Below are 19,477 nucleotides of genomic sequence, written 5' to 3'. Positions count from 1 at the left end.
CGGGCGGCGCGTCAGAGCCCCGCTGCCAGCATGCCGTCGGCATGCGGGGACCAGACGCTGCCTGCCTGCATGAACTTTTCGGTCGTGATCACGTCAAACTTGCCGCCCACGGCATCCCAGCCATAGCGGTCGATCTCGACCCGCTGCGCGTCCACCCGCACCACGTTGAACGAATTCACTTCACCGCGCCCGCGCGTCGAGGTAGCCGTGCCGGCCTGGATCACCAGCGCCGCATACGCATCGATCTGGTAACGCGCCGCCGTGCTGCCCGCGTGGCTGGCATGCATGTGCCCGGCCATCAGGATATCCACGCCGGTTTCGGCAAACACCTCCATCGCCAGCGGCGCGCGCACGACCAGGTCGCGCTTTTCGAAATGGTCGGGCAAGTCGAACGGGTGATGCGTGACGACGATGCGCGTGATGTCCGGGCCCAGGCCACTGAGGCGCTCACGCAGCGCGGCGATCTGTTCGTGGCTGACGCGCCCGTCCTTGATCGTCAGTGAACGCGCGGTGTTGACGCCCACGACGGCGATCTCGTCGTCGATGAAGACCGGCTCGAGATTGTCGGTGATATAGCGGCGGTAGCGCGACAGCGGCCGCGCGAAGCGGCGCAGCACGTTGTACAGCGAGATATCGTGATTGCCCGGCACGACGATCTGCGGCCCGGGCAGCGAATCGAGAAACGCGCGCGCTTCTTCGAATTCTTCCACCTTGGCGCGCTGGGTCAGGTCGCCCGAAATGACGACGACGTCGGCGGCGATGGCGTGCACGAGATCGCGCAGCGGGCCGAGCAGGGCCTGGTCGACGCGCCCGAAGTGCAGGTCGGACAGGTGAACGAGAGTGCGCATCGAAAAACTCCTTACATGTCTTGGGATGAAGCCGCGCCGGACAGGCGCCGCTCGCGGGCCCGGCGGCGGCGATTGAGGGTAGCGGTGCCGCTGATGCAGATGGCGAGCCAGCCGCAGCCTTCCACGAGCGCGGCGAGGATGTCGGTGAGATAGTGCGCACCGAGATACATGCGCGAAAACGCCACGGCGCCGATCATCATGGCTGCGAACACGAACGGCAGCACCCTGCCCGGCCAGGTGCGGGCGTGGCGCGCAACGTAGCAGGCCAGCACGCCGTACAGCACGGTGGCGGCCATCGTGTGCCCGCTGGGGAAACTGTAGGTAGTCAAGGTGACGATCGGCTCGTCGAAATGCGGCCTGGCGCGCTCGAACGTGTGCTTGAGCGCGACATTGAGCAGCATGCCGCCCGGCACGCTGGCAATCACCGCCATCGTCCAGTAACGATGGCCGCGGCGATACACCCACAGCGCCGCGCAGAACGCCATGACGAGCATGCCGGGCGTGCTGTGGATGTGGGTCAGGATCAGCAGCGCTTCGCGCAGCAGGCCGCCCTGGCGCGCGTGCTGGTGCAGCCAGTTGGCGATCTCGGCATCGAATTGCGTGATCGGCGCACCGGCGACGACGGCACCGGCCAGTTGGGCGAACACCGCCATGGCAGCGAGCAGCAGCGCCACGCCGATGGTCAGGTGCAGCCCGTATTCGCCTTCCGGCGAGAAGCGGTTGGCAGCGAAGCGCTGCAGTCGGGGCAGTGTTTTGGTCATGATGACGCGATTATGACTGACTTGGCGAAAATACCACACACCGCAAAAAGTACTGTATGCCCGAACAGTAACTGTTGATTCATACAGTGGTTGTGGTATTCTTACTTCACTGCATAACCACTCGATACGAGGAAACGAACATGACCACGCTCAACAGCTCTTTTGGTATGGAACACGCCCCGACCCCTTTCATGGTCCGCATTGGCCGCCGTGAAATCCTGGTGACCCGTGATTTCCGCAAGCGTTTCTACGCCGTGAATCCGGTCATCGAGTGCGATACCGGCGTCGAAGCCGGCCATGTCGAAATCCTGCTGTTCCGTCGCTGGCTCGTCATCCTGTCGAAGGCGCACTGATCCCCGCTGGCGCCAGCGCAGAAACCGCATAAGGTTGCTTGAATTTATTCGTTTTGTTTCTACAGGTTGAGACCGTACGCTACGGTCTTCAACCCAGAGAAAGAGAACAATGCTTCGCAAAACCTTCATCAGCTCGCTGGCAGCCCTGACCCTTCTGGCGCAAGCGCCTGCGTTTGCTGCCGACATCAGCCTGCTCAACGTATCGTATGATCCGACGCGCGAGCTGTACCACGAGTTCGACGCGGCATTTGCCAGGCACTGGAAAGCGAAAACCGGCGACAACGTCACGATCAAGCAGTCGCACGGCGGCTCCGGCAAGCAGGCACGCTCGGTGATCGACGGCCTGCAGGCCGACGTCGTCACCCTCGCGCTGGCGTACGACATCGACGCCATCCGCGACAAGGGCCTGATCAATCCGGGCTGGGAACAAAAACTCAACTACCGCAGCGCGCCGTACACATCGACCATCGTGTTCCTGGTGCGCAAGGGCAATCCGAAGCAGATCCGCGACTGGGGCGACCTCGTCAAGCCGGGGGTGTCGGTGATCACCCCGAATCCGAAGACCTCGGGCGGCGCCCGCTGGAACCACCTGGCGGCCTACGGCTACGCCCTGCGCCAGCCAGGCGGCAACGATGCCAAAGCCCGCGACTACCTGGCGCGCCTGTACAAGAACGTGCCGGTGCTCGACTCGGGCGCCCGCGGCGCCACCACCACGTTCGTCGAACGCGGCATCGGCGACGTGCTGCTGGCCTGGGAAAACGAAGCGCTGCTGGCGCTGCGCGAACTGGGCCCGGACAAGTTCGAGATCGTCGCCCCGTCGGTCAGCATCCTGGCCGAACCGCCAGTGGCCGTGGTCGACAAGAACGTCGACAAGCGCGGCACCCGCAAGGTGGCGCAGGCGTATCTCGAGTTCCTGTACGGCGACCAGGGCCAGGACATCATCGCCAAGAACTACTACCGTCCTTCTGTCGACAAATTCGCCAAAAAATATGCATCGCAGTTCCCGCAGATCAAGCTGTTCCAGATCAGCGAGTTTGGCGGCTGGACCGCAGCGCAGAAAACCCACTTTGCCGATGGCGGCGTGTTCGACCAGATCTACGCCAAGAAGTAACGATCAACGCTGCCTTCGCGCAGTGTTCATCGAACGCCGTTCCCGCATCCTGTGGGGACGGCGTTTTTTTTCATGCGCTCGTTCGCCGGGACGGTCGCGTCACCCGCGCGCCACGATTTCGCTTGAAATATCACTATCAAACACGAAGTGATCATTTCACTAACTCGTGGCTTGTCCCCGGTGCACGACGCATGCCAGGGGGCCGCCCATCCCGCCAACATCAGAGCAAAAAGGATCACCCATGTCAGTCAAGCTGAAACACATCAGTGAGCAAGTCATCGTCATCACCGGCGCCACCAGTGGCATCGGCCTGTCCACGGCGCGCATGGCGGCCGGGCAAGGCGCCAGACTGGTGCTGGCCGCACGCGCCGACGACGCCCTCGCCCACCTGGCCGAAGAACTCGGGTCGCTGGGCGCCGAGGTCGTCACCGTCACGGCCGACGTCGGCAATGTCGACGAGGTGGCGCGCATCGGCGACGCCGCCATCGAGCGTTTCGGTCGCATCGACACGTGGATCAACAATGCCGGCATTTCGATCTTCGGTCGCCTGGAAGATGTCTCGCCGGAAGACCACCACCGCCTGTTCCAGACCAATTTCTGGGGTGTGGTCAATGGTTCACTGGAAGCGGTCAAGCGCATGAAGCTGCGCGGCGGCGGCGCGCTGATCAACCTGGGCAGCGAACTGTCCGACCACGCGATCCCGCTGCAGGGCATGTACGCCGCATCCAAGCACGCCGTGAAGGGCTTCACGGATTCGCTGCGCATGGAGCTGGAAAAAGAAGGCGCGCCGATGTCGGTCACGCTGATCAAGCCGACGGGTATCGACACGATGTTTGCCGTGCACGCGAAAAACTACATGGACAAGGAGCCGAAGCTGCCGGCGCCCGTGTATGCGCCGGAAATCGTTGCGGATGCAATCCTGTATGCGGCCCAGCATCCGAAGCGTGACGTGTTTGTCGGCGGCGCATCGAAGTTCAATGCCACCGGTGCGCGCCTGCTGCCACGCGTATTCGACAAATACCTGCAAGCGACGATGTTCAAGAATCAGAAGCTCGACATCGACACCGATCCGAGCCGACGCGATGCCTTGCACAAGCCCGACTACACGCGTGAATTGCGCGAGCGCCAGGGCTCACCACACGATGTCATCGAGCACAGCGAATACACGGCGGCAGCGCTGCGCTCGAAGTACATCACCACCGCCCTGCTGGGCGGCGGCGCCCTGTTAGCGGCTTTCGCCCTGACCCGGCGGACGACTCGCTAAAAAGTCGGTGTCATCCTCGGTCAGTGGCAGATCGGGGATCGACTCGATGTGGTCGGTGTCGATGTCGGCGCCGTCCCTGACGACGGCGTCGCGCCCGGCAGCGGCGCGTTCGCCCGTGCCGCTGCGATCACTGTCACCCGAGAAATCGGCATCGCCGACATCCGGCCCGGCCGTTTCGCCCGCGTGACCGGCCTCGAGGTCGGACGTCGTGCCGCCGTCGAAGTCCAGCGTCTGTTCAGGATCGATATTGGTGGCAAAGCCGGGGCCGCCGACAACGTCGCTGCCGGTGTCCGACAAGTCGCTCGGACCGAGTGCGTCAACGCCATGGCCCTTGCCCAGGCTGCGGTCTGGGGCTTCCGGGAAGTTATCCGGATCAAGTGTGCTGGTACCAGTCATAAGGTCTCCTCAATAGTTAATGAACCATGGAGGCACATTACTGAATTTCGCCGATTCCTGTCGCAGCGCACGGACGGTGCGTCCGCGACGGGCACCGCTTCAGAAGGCGCGCCGCATCCCGACGTTCAGCGACGAGCCATTGCCCGGCTTGACACCGAGCTGCACGCCGGCCAGGTGCTGGATGCGCGAATACGCCGCGTAGAAATCCATCCGGCGCGAGACGGCATAGCTGGCGCCGACAGCGATCTGGCGCGCATCGCGATTGGCCAGGTCGCGGTCGTTGCGGCGAATATAGGACGCCAGCAGCGTGGTGCAGTGGGACATGGGCACGGCCACGCCGGCGAGCACGTCGCGGCTGTTGGTCGAGCGGGTGGCGGCCACGCCGGCGCTGTAGGGATTGTCGGGATTGAACAGCGGCGAGCTGCCCCAGCCGCGGCTGGCACTGTAGGCGGCGTAGGCCGTGCCCCAGTCGAAGCGCATATTGGCCGCGACAATGGAATTCTTGGCCGCCATCGTGATGTCGACCTGGTCGTAGCGCGTGACCTTGGCCACATTGCGATTCTGGTGGGCCGCGCGGATGTTGAGTGGTCCGAGATTGACACCGACCGACATGCCCCAGGCCCGGCCGGAAGGCGAGCCGTCGACGTCGCCCTTGCCCCATTTGGCGCCGGTCGACAGGCCGGCGAACGTGCCTTCGTAGGCGACGCTGTCGTCGGCGCGTTCGCCGCGCGGCGCGGCCTGGGCGGACAGGCCGCCATGGAACGGGTCGCCCACGTCATTGAGCGTCGTGTAGTCGATGTTGAACTGCCGGCCGACGGTGACCGTGCCGGCGCCAGCGCGCCCGGCGCGCTGATCGGACTCGGGGGCTGTTTCGCGGGTGAAGACCATATTGCCGGCGGGCGCATTGACGCCATCGGTACGCGCGGCCAGCTGAAGCTGGGCCAGGCAGTCTTGCGCACAGACGGTCTCGGGGATCACGGCGCTGCCAGCAGCCGTTGCAGTGGCTGCCGATTCCTGCGCCGAAGCACATACCGCACTCGAACCCAGCACGGCCATTGCGATGAAAGACATGTTCATGGCGTCAAACTCTCCCTGACACCTACTATCCGACAAATGCGGCGATCTTATCTGTCTATTACTTCACATAACCGACCGCTTCCGGTCCGTCATGGTCAGGCACGTGCAACTCATCATACGCTACCGGCGCAGGCCCGCAAAGGCTGCCGGTTCCCATTCCCGCAATGCAATCAACAGGCCGGTGCCACGCCGCTGCGCCAGTGGCGCAGCCAGGCTTTCGTCGTGCAATTGCGCGAACCGGCTGCGCAGCTGGCGCAGCTCCTGCTGCAGCCTCGCGCGCGCGCTCTCGGTCAGCATGCCATGCGCGAAGTCGAGCGACTCGCCCACCCCGCCGAAATCCCCGGCCACGAATTCCGGCATGCCCTGGTCGCGGAAATACGCGCGGATCGGCCCGTCGGGCAACCAGTCGAAATCGCGCGCGACATTCACGCGGATGCGATTGCCGGGCAACAGCGAAATCAGTTGCAGGCGGTCGAGATGGAGCAGGTGCTGGATGCATTGCGCCTCGCTCAGGGCATAGGCGCCCAGGATGTCGAGCATGCGCCAGTGGTTCAGCGCGCAGACGGCGACCAGCAACAGTTTCGGATCCGACACCAGCTCGGTTTCCTGCTCGGCGCTCAGCGTGCGCAGGCGGCGCTGGCCGTTCTGCGCTTCCTGCGTGATCTCGGCCAGCGTAAATCCAAGCAGGCTGCAGATTTCGACGATGCGGTCGAGGGTAAATTGCTCGCTGGCGAACAGGCGCTTGACGCTGGGCTCGGACAAACCGAGTGCGACAGCAACGTCACGGTAGGTCAGTCCCTGCAGCTTCAACTGACGCTTGATGGTGGCGATGATCTGGCTGATTTGGGTCATGAAGGGTACTGGCAATCGCAAAGAACGACGTGGGGCGTGCAGGCCAGTATGTGCCTCACACGGGTACGGCAGCCAGGGCCACCGCATTCTTGCCGCCGCGCTTGGCGGCGTACATGGCATGGTCGGCGCGCGCCAGCCAGGCATCGAGATCGGGCTTATCACCCGGCGCAAAGACCGCAACGCCCATGCTGGCGCCGACGGTCACTTCGGTGGTGCTGAGCTGGTACGGCTCGCGCAGCCGGTCGAGGAGTTTCCAGGCGGTTTCCTCGGCATCGGTGCGCGACGTCAGCATTTCAAGAACGACGACGAATTCATCACCGGCCAGGCGGGCCACCATATCGGTCTTGCGGATCGCCCCGGCCAGGCGCGCGCCGAACTGGCGCAGCAGCTCGTCGCCTTCTTCGTGGCCATGGTTGTCGTTGACCGCCTTGAAGCCATCCATGTCGATGAACAGCAGCGCCGCCGGACGCCCGCCCCGGCTGGCGCGACCCATCGCCTCGGGCAAGGTCTCGAGCAGCGCGCGGCGGTTCGGCAAGCCCGTGAGCACGTCGCGCAGCAGCAGCGCCTGCAGTTCGGCCGTGCGCTGCGCCACCTTCGACTCCAGGTGTTCGTTCATCTGCTGCAGGGCGCGCCGGTAGTCCGCTTCGCTGTCGACCAGGTTGCGCATCGTGCGCGACAGCATATTCGCTTCGTAAAAACCCTGGATATGCGGAATCGCCGGCAACTCATGCCCGCCAGCGGTGGCTTCCGTCACCCGCTCGATCGCTTCGCCCAGCCGCGTCATCGGGCGCGCCAGGCGCTGCGCCAGCAATGCGGCGACCACGGCCAGCACCACACCCAGCAAGCCGCTCCACATCAGCATCCGGTGCTGCAGCAGCTTGGCGCTCTGCAAGGCCTTGTCTTCATCCTGGCGCACCAGCACCGCCCAGTTCAGCGAGGCCGCGTTGCCGATCTGCCCCGTCTGGCTATAGCCGGTGAGATAGGTACGCCCGTCCGGCCAGGCCTCGCGCAGCGCGCCCGTGTCACCCAATTTGGCGCGCCGCAGGCTCTCCGTTGCAATCTTTTTCTCGACCAGTTCTTCCGGCCCCAGCATCACGGTCCCGTCGTTGCGCACGACCAGGATCTCGGCGCCATACTCGCGCAGCGCCGGGGTCAAGAGCTTGCGCGCCTGGCGTCGTGCCCAGTCCCAGCTCAGGTGCAGGCCAAGCACGGCGAACATCTCACCATCCTGGCTGAAAACGGGTGTGGACACATCGACGAAGCGCCACGGATCGGTACCGTGGGGCATGAGCTTTTCGAGCATCAGAGCGGGATGGTAATCGGTGGCGCGCACGCCCACCTGACCCGACTTGAACCACGGCCGGGCGCTGACATCCGCGCCTTCGAGCAGGCCCTTGGTCGAGGCCGTTACTTTTCCGTCGATATCGGCCAGGCCGATCCAGGCGTAATCGGGGAAGGTTTGCTGCAGGCTTTCCAGCGCAACACGGGCCGACGCCGGACTACGCGCATTGCGCACTTGCGGCAACGCGGCCAGGAGACGCGCGTCACCCGTGGCCTGCTCGACCACGCGATTGAGCGAGTCACGCATCTGCCACGACAACTGTTGCAGCCGCAACTGCGCTTCAGCATTGGCCTGCCGTACCGCAAAATGGTTGACCACGGCCAGCAGCAGAGCGACGGTCAGTGCCACCGTGGCGCACACGGCCAGGGTCATCAGGGTGGACAGTCGAAATCTACAGAGCAAACCTTGCATGTGCGGGCGTAGCAAACGTGTAATAGCTCATCATGATAGCGCCGAAACCGGGAGTGAATTCGGATTAATGAAGATGCGCCATGGAAATAAATTTCCAGCGTGCTATTTTGGATGAATTGCAACACTGTAACGGAGATTGGCAGGCCTGACCATCTTTACGGTGAGATTGCAGCCTGACGCTGAAAACATTGAGGTGCTGCCGGTACAGTGACTGGTCCGGTACTATCCATGGTCAACCGTTCAACCATCCGATCAAGAGGCCCATTCATGTTGCATCGCTCACTTCCTCCCCTGCTTGCCATGGTAATCGTCGTGGCCGCGCCTGGCGCCACCGCGTCGCCAGGTGCGCCCGTGATCGCCACCGACAGTGGCAAGGTGGCAGGATCGACCGATGCAGGCGTCGTCAGCTGGAAAGGCATTCCGTTTGCCGCCCCGCCGGTGGGCACGCTGCGCTGGCGCCCGCCAGCGCCTGCCAAGCCGTGGCCCGACGTGCGGCAGGCCACGGCCTACGCGGCAGACTGCATGCAGGTGCCCTTCCCCAGCGACGCCGCGCCGCTGGGCACGACGCCCAGCGAAGACTGCCTGTACCTGAACTTCTGGAAGCCGGCTGATGCCAAGGGCAAACTGCCCGTGATCGTCTGGATCTATGGCGGCGGCTTCGTCAACGGCGGCGCCTCGCCCCCGACCTACTCCGGCGCCGAGCTGGCGAAACAGGGCGCACTCGTCGTCAGCTTCAACTACCGCATCGGACGGTTCGGCTTCTTCGCTCACCCGCAGCTCACACGCGAAACCGGCGGCAACGGCATCGTTGGCAACTTCGGCTTCATGGACCAGATCGCAGCACTGGAATGGGTCAAGCGCAATGTGGCGGCGTTTGGCGGCGATCCGGCCAATGTCACGATCGCCGGTGAATCGGCAGGCGGCATGTCGGTCAACACGCTGCTGACTTCGCCAATGAGCAAGGGGCTGTTCGCCAAGGCAGTCGTGATGTCGGGCGGCGATGGCGCAGCAGCGCCGACCAAGCTGGCGGACGTCGAACAAATCGGCGTGAATTTCGCGGCCGGCAAGGGCATCGCGGCGGACGATCCGGCAGCACTCGCCAAACTGCGGGCGCTGCCGGCAGAAACGATCGCCGATGGCTTGAACCTGGCGAACTTCATGCAGCGCGACAAGCCCACGTATCACGGGCCCTATATCGACGGCACGCTGGCCATCGATTCCCGCGCCGCCTTTGCCGAGGGCCGCATGCACAAGGTGCCGGTGATGATCGGCGCCACCAGCGCGGATATTGGTGGCAAGACGGGGTATATGGTTGCGGGCGCGCGCAGTCTGGCCGCGACCCTTGCCGGGCACGGCGTGCCCGTGTATGCGTACCGCTTTTCCTACGTGCACCAGGCGAACGACAAGCCGGGCGCCGGGGCCGGGCATGCAACGGATATCCCGTTCTTCTTCGATACCGTGGCCATCAAGTACGGCGCGCAAACGACACCGCGCGATCTTGGCATGGGCAAGGCGATGAGCACGTATATGGTGAATTTTGCGAAGCGCGGCGATCCGAACGGGGCCGGGCTGCCGGTGTGGGAGCGCTATGCACGCGCGGCCGACGCGATCATGGACTTCACGGCAAACGGCACCGCGGTGATGGGCAAGGATGCCTGGGGCGCCGACATCGATGGGGCGCAAGCGACGCCGGCCAGGCCTGGCGAGCGTCGCTGAACCGCCACTTCTTCAACGGCGGGAATTACATCACGCCAGTTGCGCCTGGTAAGGAATGGCGCTGGCGCGGCGCGCAGTGACCGCCCTGGCCGGCGCTGACACGACGGCCGGCTCGATCTTGAACACGCTGACGCGATCGGCCAGACCAGCAGCGCTTTCCTGCAGCGACGTGGCAGCGCTGGCGGCTTCCTCGACGAGGGCGGCGTTCTGCTGCGTGACCTGGTCCATCTGGCTGATCGCCTGGTGAATCTGCTCGATGCCCGAGCTCTGCTCGGCGCTGGCCACGCTGATTTCACCCATGATCCCCGCCACACGGCGGACGCTCTGGACGATTTCCTCCATCGTCGCACCGGCCTGGTCGACCAGGCGCGTGCCCGCATCCACCTTGCTGACCGAGTCGCCGATCAGTTCCTTGATTTCCTTGGCCGCACTGGCCGAACGCTGCGCCAGATTGCGCACTTCGGTCGCGACGACGGCAAAGCCACGACCCTGCTCGCCGGCACGGGCCGCTTCCACTGCCGCATTGAGCGCCAGGATGTTGGTCTGGAACGCGATGCCATCGATGACGCCGATGATATCGACGATCTTGCGAGCCGACGCATTGATCTCGCCCATCGTGCCCACGACTTCGGTCACGACCGTACCACCACGGGTGGCGATCTGCGTGGCCGATGCGGCCAGCTCATTCGCCTGACGCGCATTTTCCGCATTCTGGCGCACGGTGCTGGTCAGCTCTTCGACGGATGCGGCGGTCTCCTCAATCGCGCTTGCTTGCTGTTCGGTACGCGACGACAAGTCCATATTGCCGGCGGCGATCTGCGTCGACGCCGTGGCGATCACTTCACTTTCGCTGCGCACATCCTTGACGATACCGGCCAGCGACGCGGTCATGTCACGCAGGGCGGCCAGCAGCTGGCCGAATTCGTTGGTCGACTTGACCGGCGCCTGGAGACTCAGGTCACCATCGGCGACACGGCGGGCAACGGCCACAGCCTGCATCAGCGGCGTATTGATCGCGCCGACCAGGTAGAACGCAGCGCCGATGCTGAGCAGGATCGCCACGACGATGGCGGCGATCACGACCGCGTTGAGCATGGCGAGTTCCTGGTGCAGCTCCTTGCCCTGGCGGATATTGCGATCGCTCATCAGCTTCTGCAATGCACCGAACGCTTCGGTCGACTTGTTGTAGGTCGGGTTGATCTGCTTGCCGAGCATCAGATTGGCGTCATCCCATTGACCCGATTGAATCGCGCGCATGGCATTGCCGATCATGTCGATGCCCAGGTTGTCGCTGGCCGTCATCCACGCAGCAAAACGCTCACGCGTTTCGGGGAAACGCAGACTCGCCTCCAGCTCCTGCTGCTCCTTGCGCATTTCTTCGCTGTTCTTGGCGATGAAGTCGCTGTGGAACGTCAATGGGTGGTTGTGCAGCGACGCATGCTTGTTCTCAGGATTGTGCTGCAGCGCCTGCAGGATGTGGCTGCGGTTGGTTTCCATCCGCATTTTCAGGTCGGACATGCCGATCTGTTGATTCGCCGTCTTGAGTGCGAGGTTTTCGAGAAGGTCGACGGAGCGCTGCGTGGCATGGTAGCCAAGGGCGCCGACAGTGATCACGGCAAGAATGAGCAAGCCGATGACTGCGGCGATCACGTACTTGATGCTGAAGTTTTTCATGATGGATGGGAAGTGGGGCGCGATCGATGTCGCTGAGGGAGTCGATTATCCACGCACTTCAGCCGGATTTCGAACAAGAAACATTGCTTTTCGTCTGACAATATTTACAGTTGTTGTTCGGGCAAGGGGGGCTGTGTTGAATCCCTCCAGGCACCCTTGCGTGACGCTCCTACCGGCAGAACCGGTACATGTTGCGAACGATTTCGCTTGCCCTACGGCAGTATGCTTCGGCATACAATTAATGGGTCGATAAACCATACCGAAGGTCATGCAGACCATTTCTCAGTACGATCAGAACGCCGAACAATTTGTCTCCCAGTACGAATCGCTGACCTTCGAGCATGTTCACCCTGCCTTGCTGGATCTTCTGCCGCCGCCCGGCGCGACAATTCTGGACGTGGGTGCCGGTTCGGGAAGGGATGCCGCATGGTTCGCGGCCAACGGATACGATGTCGTCGCCGCCGAGCCATCGGCAGCGATGCGTACGCTGGCGCGCCAGCGCCACCCCTCGCCGCGCATTCACTGGGTGGCCGACAGTCTGCCTGACCTGTCCCATGTACGTCGGCTGGGACTGTCCTTCGACCTCATCCTGCTTTCTGCTGTCTGGATGCACGTCCCACCAGCTGCACGCCAGCGTGCATTGAGAAAGCTGGCGACGCTGCTGGCGCCGAATGGTCGCATCGCCGTCAGCCTTCGCATTGGCCCGCCCGATACCGCCCGCGCAATGCATGAGGTCACACTGCCAGAGTTGATGGCGATGGCCCAGCAGTTTGGACTCAGGCTGGTACGCACCGACGATAGCCCCGACAGGTTGGGTCGCCCTGGCATTTCATGGACAACAGCGGTACTTGGACTACCGGACGATGGCCTGAGCGTGCTTCCGCTGCTACGCCATCTGATCCTCAACGACAATAAGGCATCGACCTATAAGATCGCGCTGCTGCGCATTCTTGCAAGAATCGCCGATTCTGCGGCCGGGTCTGCCCGTTATGAGTCCGAGTCAGTCGTTCTGCCAATGGGCTTGGTGGCAATGTTCTGGCTACGCATGTACAAACCACTCATCGAGGGTGGCCTTCCCCAGATGCCGCCCAACCGGACCGGAAACGGACCTGGTTTCGTCACCAGCAACTTCACGGCATTGCATCCAGTTCGGCCAGTTGACCTTCGTGCAGGGATGATGTTTCACGACGACACGGCGCGACACCTTCATGGCAGCCTTTGGGAAATCTCGCGGCTCATCCGCGAGATGCCGGTCAGGTTTCTGCGTTGGCCCGCGAGCGATGAGAACATCTTCCACATCAGGCACCAGCGCCGCACATCAACACCGTCATTTCTGCGGATCGATGATCCATTTCTATGGAGCTTTGGCGAATTCCACGTCCCCCTTCGTATCTGGGACGCACTCCGTCACTACAATGTGTGGGTGGAACCAGTACTTGTTGCGGAATGGGTGCGCCTGATGGAATCCTACGCGGGACAACTCGGCCCTGTGATCAGCCAGACCGCAAATGCGCTCCTTGCGTGGGCGGATCCAGAGCGCGACACCAAGTTCGCACGTGCTGCAGTAGAACGGCTTCGCACTCAAGGAAAGTCCATCTACTGCGTCTGGTCGGGCCAGCATCTGAAGGATGACTACGACATCGACCATTGTTTTCCCTTCGCCGCTTGGGCCTGTGGAGACGCATGGAACTTGATGCCTGCATCGAAGCGGATCAACAACGAAAAGTCGAACCGGCTGATTACACAAGCCGCCCTCGAACGCGCAAGCGAGCGAATCAACGACTGGTGGGAGGAAGCGTTTCTTTCGACGGGGACTGATGCGCGGCTGCGCTTCTTTCTGGAAGCCGGGCAAACGCTCCCGATGCTGGACGCGACCGGGTGTTCCACAGATTTGATCGACGCCATGAAATTGCAGCGCATTCGGCTTGCCAAGGATCAGGGCTTACGCCCATGGGAACCAGTGTCAGGCAAGGAACGGCTTGTGGTCGCCACTGGCGGCTCTTCGCTCGTCATACCATCAGCGTGAGCCGCTTGGCGCTAGCGCGGCCAAATTACGGAACCGGATCTCTACTACACGCTCGGGTTCGACCAATCGATCGGACAAGCGCCGCAGCGCAGACTTTTGATGACGAGACGAAAAAAAGCCCCACGTGTGGGGCTCTTGTTCAGTATGCTTGGCGGAAGCGGTGAGATTCGAACTCACGAACGGCTCACACCGTCGGCAGTTTTCAAGACTGCTGCCTTCAACCACTCGGCCACGCTTCCTGTTGCACGGCATTATACATAATCATCGGCTGGATGAGGGAGTTCTGAGCCAGGCAAGACAGTGGCGCTCACGCACAATCGCCCTCTCACCCCACCAACGCCCAATTCTCCCTTAACGCCTTCTCGAACGCATACGCCGGCAAAGGCGCCGCATACAAATACCCCTGCACCTCATCACACCCCGCCCCGCGCAGAAACGCCAACTGATCCAGCGTCTCAACACCCTCAGCAATCACCCGCAAACACAACTGCCGCGCCATGCTGATGATGGTCCCCGCAATCGCGCAGTCGCTGCCATCCGCCGGTATCCCCATCGTGAACGACCGGTCAATCTTCAACGTATGAATCGGGAACCGCTTCAGATACGACAGGCTCGAGAAGCCGGTCCCGAAATCGTCCAGCGACAGCGACACGCCCAGCGCCGTGATCTGGTCCATGATGGCCGTGACGCGATCCACGTCGTGCATCAGCGTGCTTTCGGTGATCTCCAGCTCCAGCCACGATGGGTCGAGCTGGTAGCGCCGCAGCGTGGCGGCCACGCGTTCCGGCAGCGATGGCGTGAACTCACGCGCCGACACGTTCACCGCAACGCGAAACGGCGCAATGCCGGAGCGCTGCCAGATCGAGGCCTGCGCGCAGGCTTCTTCCAGCACCCATTCGCCGACCTGCACGATCAGGCCCGTGGTCTCGGCCAGCGGGATGAATTCGCCGGGCGGCACGATGCCACGCTCGGGATGCATCCAGCGTACCAGCGCTTCCGCGCCGACCAGGCGGCCGCTCGCGATTTCGAACTTCGGCTGGTAGTACAGCACCAGCTCGCCGTTGCCCAGCGCGTGGCGCAGGCCGGATTCGATGCGCATGCGCTCCTGCATGCCCTTGTTCATGTCCTGGCTGTAGAAGGCGACGCTGCGGTCCGGGTTGGCGTCGTCGCCCTTGGCCCGTTCCATCGCGATGTCGGCCAGCGCCAGCAGGGTTTCGGCGTCGTTGCCGTCCTGCGGGTAGACACTGATGCCGATGCTGGCGCCCAGGCGCAGGTCGTGGCCGCCGATCAGGAATGGTGCGTCGAGCGCGGCTTGCAGCTTTTGCGCCACCGTGGTGGCTTCGAAGTGCTGGCGCACGTCGGCCAGGCCGACGGCGTATTCGTCGCCCGACAGGCGCGCCACCAGGTCTTCGTCGCGCAGCGCGGCCTTGAAGCGCTGGCCGACCTGCTTGAGCAGTTCGTCGCCGATGCGCCGGCCCAGCGTGTCGTTGATGCGCTTGAAGCGGTTCAGGTCGATGAACAGGATGCAGCCGGCCGTCTCGTTGCGCTGCGCGACCATCAGGGCCTGGTCGACCAGCCGCGCGAACAGCGTGCGGTTCGGCAGGCCGGTCAGTTCGTCATAGTAGGCCAGGTGGTGCAGCTGCTCTTCGGCGTGTTTGCGTTCGGTGATGTCGGTCAGGTAGGCGATCAGGCCGCTCGGGCGGCCCGCCAGGTCGCGCAGGGGCGACAGCGACAGGCTGGCCCAGAAGATGTCGCCCGACTTCTTGCGGCGTTTCACCTCCATCATGCGCCCGCCGTGCTCGGCGAACAGGTCCGGCGGCGCGCCGCCCTCCTCGTCGCCCAGGTCTTCGTCGGCGTACAAAAACAGGATGTTGCGGCCCACCGCTTCGAGCGCCGTGTAGCCGAACAGGCGTTCGGCGCCGCGGTTCCAGCTGGTGATGTAGCCCATCTGGTCCATCGTCAGCACCGACTCGTGAATCTGGTCGAGGATCTGCGACTGGTGTGCCAGCTGCGCTTCCATCTGTGCGTAGGCGTGGGTCGAGCGCTGTGCCAGCGAGTGCATCTGCATCAGGCTCGCTGTCAGTTGCGCCAGCGCGCCCAGCGTGTGTGCGCTGGCCTCGGCATGGTCGCCGTAGCCGCTCACTTCATACCAGCCGAACTGTTCGATGCCTGCGACCACCGCGTGGCGCAACACGCGCCCGCCGGCCGGACCTGGATCGACGAGGCCCGGGCCGGGCACGAAGCGCCCCTGCGCGCTGCCCGTCAGCGTACGCGCCAGACGGCCCAGTTCCTGCACCAGCGCCTCGCCGCGCAGGCGCAGGACCGCGTCGCAGACGGCGCTCGTGCCCTGGACGAAGGCGGTCGGAGCCAATTCGCGCACGTCAGACATTGCGACCTACCTCGATCGCCCAGTGGTAGGCGTGCAGCTGGCTGTGCCACCAGTGCTCGAGGCTCACGCCGGCCTCGTGGAGCGCAGGTTCGGTCGGGTTGGCGTCGACCAGCGCCAGCCACACGCCCAGCTGGCCGCTGCGGTTGACGAGCGCGCCGTAAACGTCGTCAGGCAGGTACAGCTCGGCCGCGATCTCGGTCATCGGCATGTACAGCAGCCGGTCGAGCAGCGAGAACACGCCGGTCATGAAGGCCAGGTCCTGCGCGTCGCGGTCGTCGCCCTGCAGGCGCGCGAGCGCTTCGAGCTGGGCGCCGCGGCGCGCGGCCAGCGGCAGCAGCAGGTTCGGCAAGCCGTCCGGTTGCTGGCGCGCGTACAGCAGCAGTTGCAACCAGCGTTGCAGCTGGCGCCGGCCCAGCACCGTGATCGCCTGGCCGAAGCTGGTCACTTGTGTCGATACCGTGAAGGCGGCCGAGTTGACCAGCTTGAGCAGGTGGTAGGCCAGCGCCGGATCCTGCTTGACCTGTTCTTCGAGTTCGCGCGAGTCGGCGTCGCGTGCGAGCAGACCCAGCAGCGTGAGGATGCGGCGGCGCGAACTGCCGTCGTCGTCGGGCGATGGCGCGATATCCGGGTCGTAGGCGTAGTCGCCGATGAACCAGTCGAAGCCCGCGATTTCGCAGGCGAAGAAGCGGCGCGCGTTGTCGACACCATACGCGATGTGCGGAGCAAACAGGGCCACCAGGCGCCCAGGCGGCATCGGGGCGACGCGGCAGTTGCGCGCGACCGAGCGCAGCGCGGATGGCGCCGTGACGCCGTCGGGGATGTCGCCGTCCAGCCAGATGCGGTAGCCGCAGGCGTGCAGTTCGATGAGTTTGCGCGCCACGCCATCGGTCGCCAGCGCGTTCGCGTCGATCACCAGGCCGATGCGGTTGGCGGGCAACAGCGCCAGCACCGGCGGGGCCAGGGTGGCCGGGTCATCCAGGTTCAGCAGGCAGTCGAGCGGCGCGGCAGCGGCCAGCAGGTCGGGCGTGCCGAACACGGTCTGCAGGCGCTGGGGCAAGTCGGGGCCCGGCGCGAGGCGCACGCTGAGCGCGACCCATTCATTCTGTGCGTTGGCGACCGGTTCGATTGCAACCAGCGGACATGTTTCCTGCTCTGCCATGGAAAGTTTCAAAGTGGTATCCAGGCAATCTTATTGCACCGAATGCCATAAAGCAAATCCAAGTTTCCCAGTGGACAGCCGGTGTTGACCATCAGTTACCGCTGGCGCGTTGCACGGCGAACCGGATCAGTTCAGCCTGGCCTTCGATGCCCAGCTTGCGCTTGATGTTCAGGCGGTGCGTTTCGACCGTGCGCACGGACAGGTCGAGGTCGCGCGCGATCTGCTTGTTCGACTGGCCGGCAGCGATATGCCCCAGTACTTCGTGCTCGCGCGCAGTGAGCTGGTCGCTCGGGACGGCCGGATTGGCCAGCTGGCGCGCCAGCGCGGCGCTGTAATAGATGCCGCCGCCCATCACGGTGTCGATGGCCAGCACGATGTCCTTGCCCGGCGCATCCTTGAGGACGTAACCGCGGGCACCGGCGCCGATCGCCTGGCTCACGTATTCCGGTTTGTCGTGCATTGACAACATTAATACTGCAATGCCGGGAAAACGCGCCGTGAGCTGGAAGGTGGCTTCGATGCCGCTGCCGCCACGCATGTTCACGTCCATCAGCACCAGGTCGGGATGGTATTCGCCCGCGCGCTCCAGCGCTTCGGCGCTCGAGCCGGCTTCGGCCACCACGTGCAGGTGCGGCGCCGACTCGAGCCGCGCGCGCAGGCCGTCGCGTACCAGCGGGTGGTCGTCCACCAGCAGAATCTTCACTTCTTTGATGTCACCGTTCACTGCCCTACTCCTTCAAATCGATGCTGGCCACCACGCTGGTGCCGCTGGACGACGAGTTGACCGACAGGCGCCCGCCGATCGCTTCCATCCGTTCCATCATATTCCTCAAGCCGATGCCGCGCTTCGGGTGCACGGCCACGCCATCGGTATCAAAGCCCACGCCGTCGTCCGCGATCGACAGGCTGACGCGGTTGGCCACGCGCTCCAGCGAGAGTTCGATGGTGCTGGCCTGGGCGTGGCGTTCGACATTGGTCAGGGCCTCCTGTGCGATGCGAAACAGCACCGTTCCCACCATCTCGGGCAGCGCGTCGAGCGCGCCGGTGGCACGAAAGCGTACCGGCGTGCCGGCGTCTTCGCCGAATTCGCGGGCCAGGTACTCCAGTGCCGGCGCCAGGCCCATGTCGTCGAGCAGCGTGGGGCGCAGGTCGTGCGAGATGCGGCGCACTTCGCCCAGCACTGCGTTGACCTGATCGACGGTGCGCTCCAGGCCCGCGCGCGCCTGCTCGCGCTTGTTGGCGTCGCCGTCGAGGCGGATGATGCCGGCCTCGAGTTGCAGCTTGACCGAGACCAGCGCCTGGCTGATCCCGTCGTGCAGGTCGCGCGACAGGCGCGCCCGTTCTTCTTCCTGCGATTCCACCACACGCTGGGCCAGCGCGCGCAGCTTGGCGTCGGCCAGGCGCCCTTCACTGATGTTCAGCGCCAGCCCCCCACCGGCCACGCCGATTGTGGCCAGCGTGGCCAGTACGGCCATCCAGAGCAGCGTCTGGTCACTGTTACGCGATTGCTGGGCCTCGACCAGTTCGAGCGCCGCATCGACATCGTCGAGGTAGATGCCGGTGCCCATGACCCAGCCCCAGTGCGCGACCGGGACCACGTAGCCCAGCTTGGGCGCCGCCGCCTTGCTCGACGGCTTGGCCCAGGTGTAGCGCAGGAAGCCGCCGCCGCCCTGCGCCAGTCCGATCAGGCGCTGGATCGTCAGTGAGCCGGTCGAGTCGCGCCAGTTCCACATGTCGGTGCCGACCAGTTCCGGCTGGCGCGGATGCGCGAGGTTCTTGCCACGCGTGTCATACACGAAGAAGTAGCCGTCGTCGCCGTAGCTCAGCGACGACAGGATGCGGATTGCCTCGGCCTGCGTGGCCGGGTCGCTGCGTCCGCTCTGGGTCAGGTGCGCGATCGAGCGCGTGGCCAGTTCGACGTAGTGGCGCAGTTCGGCTTCCTTGCTGGCCAGGTAGGCGCTGCCGATCGTGTCGCGCTGTTGTTGCGCCAGAGTGACAGCCTGCTGGCGCACGTAGAGCGTAATCGCGCACAGGGCCACGACCAGGGGCGCCACTGCCAGCATGATGACTTTTTGCTTGAGCCGCATGGGCCGACTGC

The 19,477-nt window shown here is 64.1% G+C and carries 16 protein-coding genes and 1 tRNA gene; 5 read left to right on the top strand and 12 right to left on the bottom strand.

All coding sequences use genetic code 11. The annotated features are described in order from the left end of the window. Positions 1-11 precede the first annotated feature (11 nt). Together AC56LN_RS17820 and AC56LN_RS17815 are read right to left on the bottom strand one after the other, a co-directional pair. Positions 12-848 carry a metallophosphoesterase family protein gene (locus tag AC56LN_RS17820; RefSeq protein ID WP_499573736.1) on the bottom strand — a complete coding sequence of 279 codons (837 nt, stop codon included), beginning with the start codon at positions 846-848 and terminating at the stop codon, positions 12-14. A gap of 11 nt (positions 849-859) precedes the next feature. Further along, positions 860-1,609, bottom strand: coding sequence for a phosphatase PAP2 family protein (locus AC56LN_RS17815; protein ID WP_499573734.1), 750 nt, complete (start codon positions 1,607-1,609; stop codon positions 860-862). A 140-nt stretch (positions 1,610-1,749) separates the two neighbouring features. On the opposite strand from AC56LN_RS17815, the gene AC56LN_RS17810 reads away from it, so the two are divergent. The 3 genes from AC56LN_RS17810 (at position 1,750) to AC56LN_RS17800 (ending at position 4,337) form a co-directional block, all read left to right on the top strand. Next, the gene (locus AC56LN_RS17810; RefSeq protein ID WP_499573733.1) at positions 1,750-1,962 is read left to right on the top strand and encodes a hypothetical protein; all 213 of its coding nucleotides are present in this window, start codon (positions 1,750-1,752) and stop codon (positions 1,960-1,962) included. Positions 1,963-2,071: 109 nt separating this feature from the next. Next, positions 2,072-3,073: a sulfate ABC transporter substrate-binding protein gene (locus AC56LN_RS17805; protein ID WP_499573732.1), complete on the top strand. Its 1,002-nt coding sequence runs from the start codon at positions 2,072-2,074 to the stop codon at positions 3,071-3,073. A 241-nt stretch (positions 3,074-3,314) separates the two neighbouring features. Next, the gene (locus tag AC56LN_RS17800; protein WP_499573730.1) at positions 3,315-4,337 is read left to right on the top strand and encodes an SDR family oxidoreductase; all 1,023 of its coding nucleotides are present in this window, start codon (positions 3,315-3,317) and stop codon (positions 4,335-4,337) included. Here the strand turns inward: AC56LN_RS17800 and AC56LN_RS17795 are convergent. The 4 genes from AC56LN_RS17795 to AC56LN_RS17780 all read right to left on the bottom strand — a co-directional run bounded on the left by AC56LN_RS17795 (position 4,299) and on the right by AC56LN_RS17780 (position 8,376). Beyond that, positions 4,299-4,733: a hypothetical protein gene (locus AC56LN_RS17795; protein ID WP_499573728.1), complete on the bottom strand. Its 435-nt coding sequence runs from the start codon at positions 4,731-4,733 to the stop codon at positions 4,299-4,301. The two genes, AC56LN_RS17800 and AC56LN_RS17795, sit on opposite strands and share 39 nt — an antisense overlap. Positions 4,734-4,832: 99 nt before the next feature. Further along, the gene (locus AC56LN_RS17790; RefSeq protein WP_499573726.1) at positions 4,833-5,810 is read right to left on the bottom strand and encodes a porin; all 978 of its coding nucleotides are present in this window, start codon (positions 5,808-5,810) and stop codon (positions 4,833-4,835) included. 120 nt (positions 5,811-5,930) lie between these two features. Continuing rightward, a complete protein-coding gene (locus tag AC56LN_RS17785; RefSeq protein WP_499573724.1) occupies positions 5,931-6,662 on the bottom strand; it encodes a helix-turn-helix domain-containing protein in 732 nt (243 codons plus the stop codon). 55 nt (positions 6,663-6,717) lie between these two features. Continuing rightward, positions 6,718-8,376 carry a diguanylate cyclase domain-containing protein gene (locus AC56LN_RS17780; RefSeq protein WP_499573721.1) on the bottom strand — a complete coding sequence of 553 codons (1,659 nt, stop codon included), beginning with the start codon at positions 8,374-8,376 and terminating at the stop codon, positions 6,718-6,720. A gap of 306 nt (positions 8,377-8,682) precedes the next feature. On the opposite strand from AC56LN_RS17780, the gene AC56LN_RS17775 reads away from it, so the two are divergent. Beyond that, the gene (locus AC56LN_RS17775) at positions 8,683-10,131 is read left to right on the top strand and encodes a carboxylesterase/lipase family protein (protein WP_499573719.1); all 1,449 of its coding nucleotides are present in this window, start codon (positions 8,683-8,685) and stop codon (positions 10,129-10,131) included. A gap of 30 nt (positions 10,132-10,161) precedes the next feature. Here AC56LN_RS17775 and AC56LN_RS17770 read toward each other — a convergent pair whose 3' ends face one another. Then, a complete protein-coding gene (locus tag AC56LN_RS17770; protein ID WP_499573718.1) occupies positions 10,162-11,805 on the bottom strand; it encodes a methyl-accepting chemotaxis protein in 1,644 nt (547 codons plus the stop codon). Between the two features lie 268 nt (positions 11,806-12,073). Between AC56LN_RS17770 and AC56LN_RS17765 the strand changes: the two genes are divergently transcribed. Further along, on the top strand, positions 12,074-13,831 hold the full coding sequence (locus AC56LN_RS17765; RefSeq protein WP_499573717.1) for a class I SAM-dependent methyltransferase: 1,758 nt from the start codon (positions 12,074-12,076) through the stop codon (positions 13,829-13,831). 149 nt (positions 13,832-13,980) lie between these two features. On the opposite strand, the gene AC56LN_RS17760 is transcribed toward AC56LN_RS17765, so the two are convergent. The 5 genes from AC56LN_RS17760 to AC56LN_RS17740 form a co-directional block, all read right to left on the bottom strand. Further along, a tRNA-Ser gene (locus tag AC56LN_RS17760) sits at positions 13,981-14,070 on the bottom strand. 86 nt (positions 14,071-14,156) lie between these two features. After that, positions 14,157-16,220: a putative bifunctional diguanylate cyclase/phosphodiesterase gene (locus tag AC56LN_RS17755; RefSeq protein WP_499573716.1), complete on the bottom strand. Its 2,064-nt coding sequence runs from the start codon at positions 16,218-16,220 to the stop codon at positions 14,157-14,159. Then, entirely contained in the window at positions 16,213-17,391 is a 1,179-nt protein-coding gene (locus AC56LN_RS17750; RefSeq protein ID WP_499573715.1) for an HDOD domain-containing protein, read from the bottom strand. The genes AC56LN_RS17755 and AC56LN_RS17750 overlap by 8 nt, the downstream gene beginning before the upstream one ends. 79 nt (positions 17,392-17,470) lie before the next feature. Next, positions 17,471-18,103 (bottom strand): response regulator transcription factor, encoded by a 633-nt coding sequence (locus tag AC56LN_RS17745; protein ID WP_499573713.1) that lies wholly within the window; start codon positions 18,101-18,103, stop codon positions 17,471-17,473. 4 nt (positions 18,104-18,107) lie between these two features. Then, complete coding sequence (locus AC56LN_RS17740) at positions 18,108-19,466, bottom strand: cache domain-containing protein (RefSeq protein WP_499573711.1); 1,359 nt, start codon at positions 19,464-19,466, stop codon at positions 18,108-18,110. Positions 19,467-19,477: the final 11 nt, after the last annotated feature.

This window comes from Telluria sp. ZT3P26 (assembly GCF_059686035.1).
The sequence above is the reverse complement of the archived record's forward strand: the minus strand, read 5'-3'. Positions and strand labels throughout refer to the sequence as shown.

Excerpts from the sequence above, each read along its gene's own strand:
- AC56LN_RS17785 (WP_499573724.1), bottom strand. The coding sequence starts at position 6,662 with ATGACCCAAATCAGCCAGATCATCGCCACCATCAAGCGTCAGTTGAAG.
- AC56LN_RS17775 (WP_499573719.1), top strand. The coding sequence starts at position 8,683 with ATGTTGCATCGCTCACTTCCTCCCCTGCTTGCCATGGTAATCGTCGTG.
- AC56LN_RS17815 (WP_499573734.1), bottom strand. The coding sequence starts at position 1,609 with ATGACCAAAACACTGCCCCGACTGCAGCGCTTCGCTGCCAACCGCTTC.
- AC56LN_RS17740 (WP_499573711.1), bottom strand. The coding sequence starts at position 19,466 with ATGCGGCTCAAGCAAAAAGTCATCATGCTGGCAGTGGCGCCCCTGGTC.
- AC56LN_RS17805 (WP_499573732.1), top strand. The coding sequence starts at position 2,072 with ATGCTTCGCAAAACCTTCATCAGCTCGCTGGCAGCCCTGACCCTTCTG.
- AC56LN_RS17810 (WP_499573733.1), top strand. The coding sequence starts at position 1,750 with ATGACCACGCTCAACAGCTCTTTTGGTATGGAACACGCCCCGACCCCT.
- AC56LN_RS17790 (WP_499573726.1), bottom strand. The coding sequence starts at position 5,810 with ATGAACATGTCTTTCATCGCAATGGCCGTGCTGGGTTCGAGTGCGGTA.
- AC56LN_RS17770 (WP_499573718.1), bottom strand. The coding sequence starts at position 11,805 with ATGAAAAACTTCAGCATCAAGTACGTGATCGCCGCAGTCATCGGCTTG.
- AC56LN_RS17780 (WP_499573721.1), bottom strand. The coding sequence starts at position 8,376 with ATGACCCTGGCCGTGTGCGCCACGGTGGCACTGACCGTCGCTCTGCTG.
- AC56LN_RS17755 (WP_499573716.1), bottom strand. The coding sequence starts at position 16,220 with ATGTCTGACGTGCGCGAATTGGCTCCGACCGCCTTCGTCCAGGGCACG.
- AC56LN_RS17820 (WP_499573736.1), bottom strand. The coding sequence starts at position 848 with ATGCGCACTCTCGTTCACCTGTCCGACCTGCACTTCGGGCGCGTCGAC.
- AC56LN_RS17795 (WP_499573728.1), bottom strand. The coding sequence starts at position 4,733 with ATGACTGGTACCAGCACACTTGATCCGGATAACTTCCCGGAAGCCCCA.
- AC56LN_RS17765 (WP_499573717.1), top strand. The coding sequence starts at position 12,074 with ATGCAGACCATTTCTCAGTACGATCAGAACGCCGAACAATTTGTCTCC.
- AC56LN_RS17800 (WP_499573730.1), top strand. The coding sequence starts at position 3,315 with ATGTCAGTCAAGCTGAAACACATCAGTGAGCAAGTCATCGTCATCACC.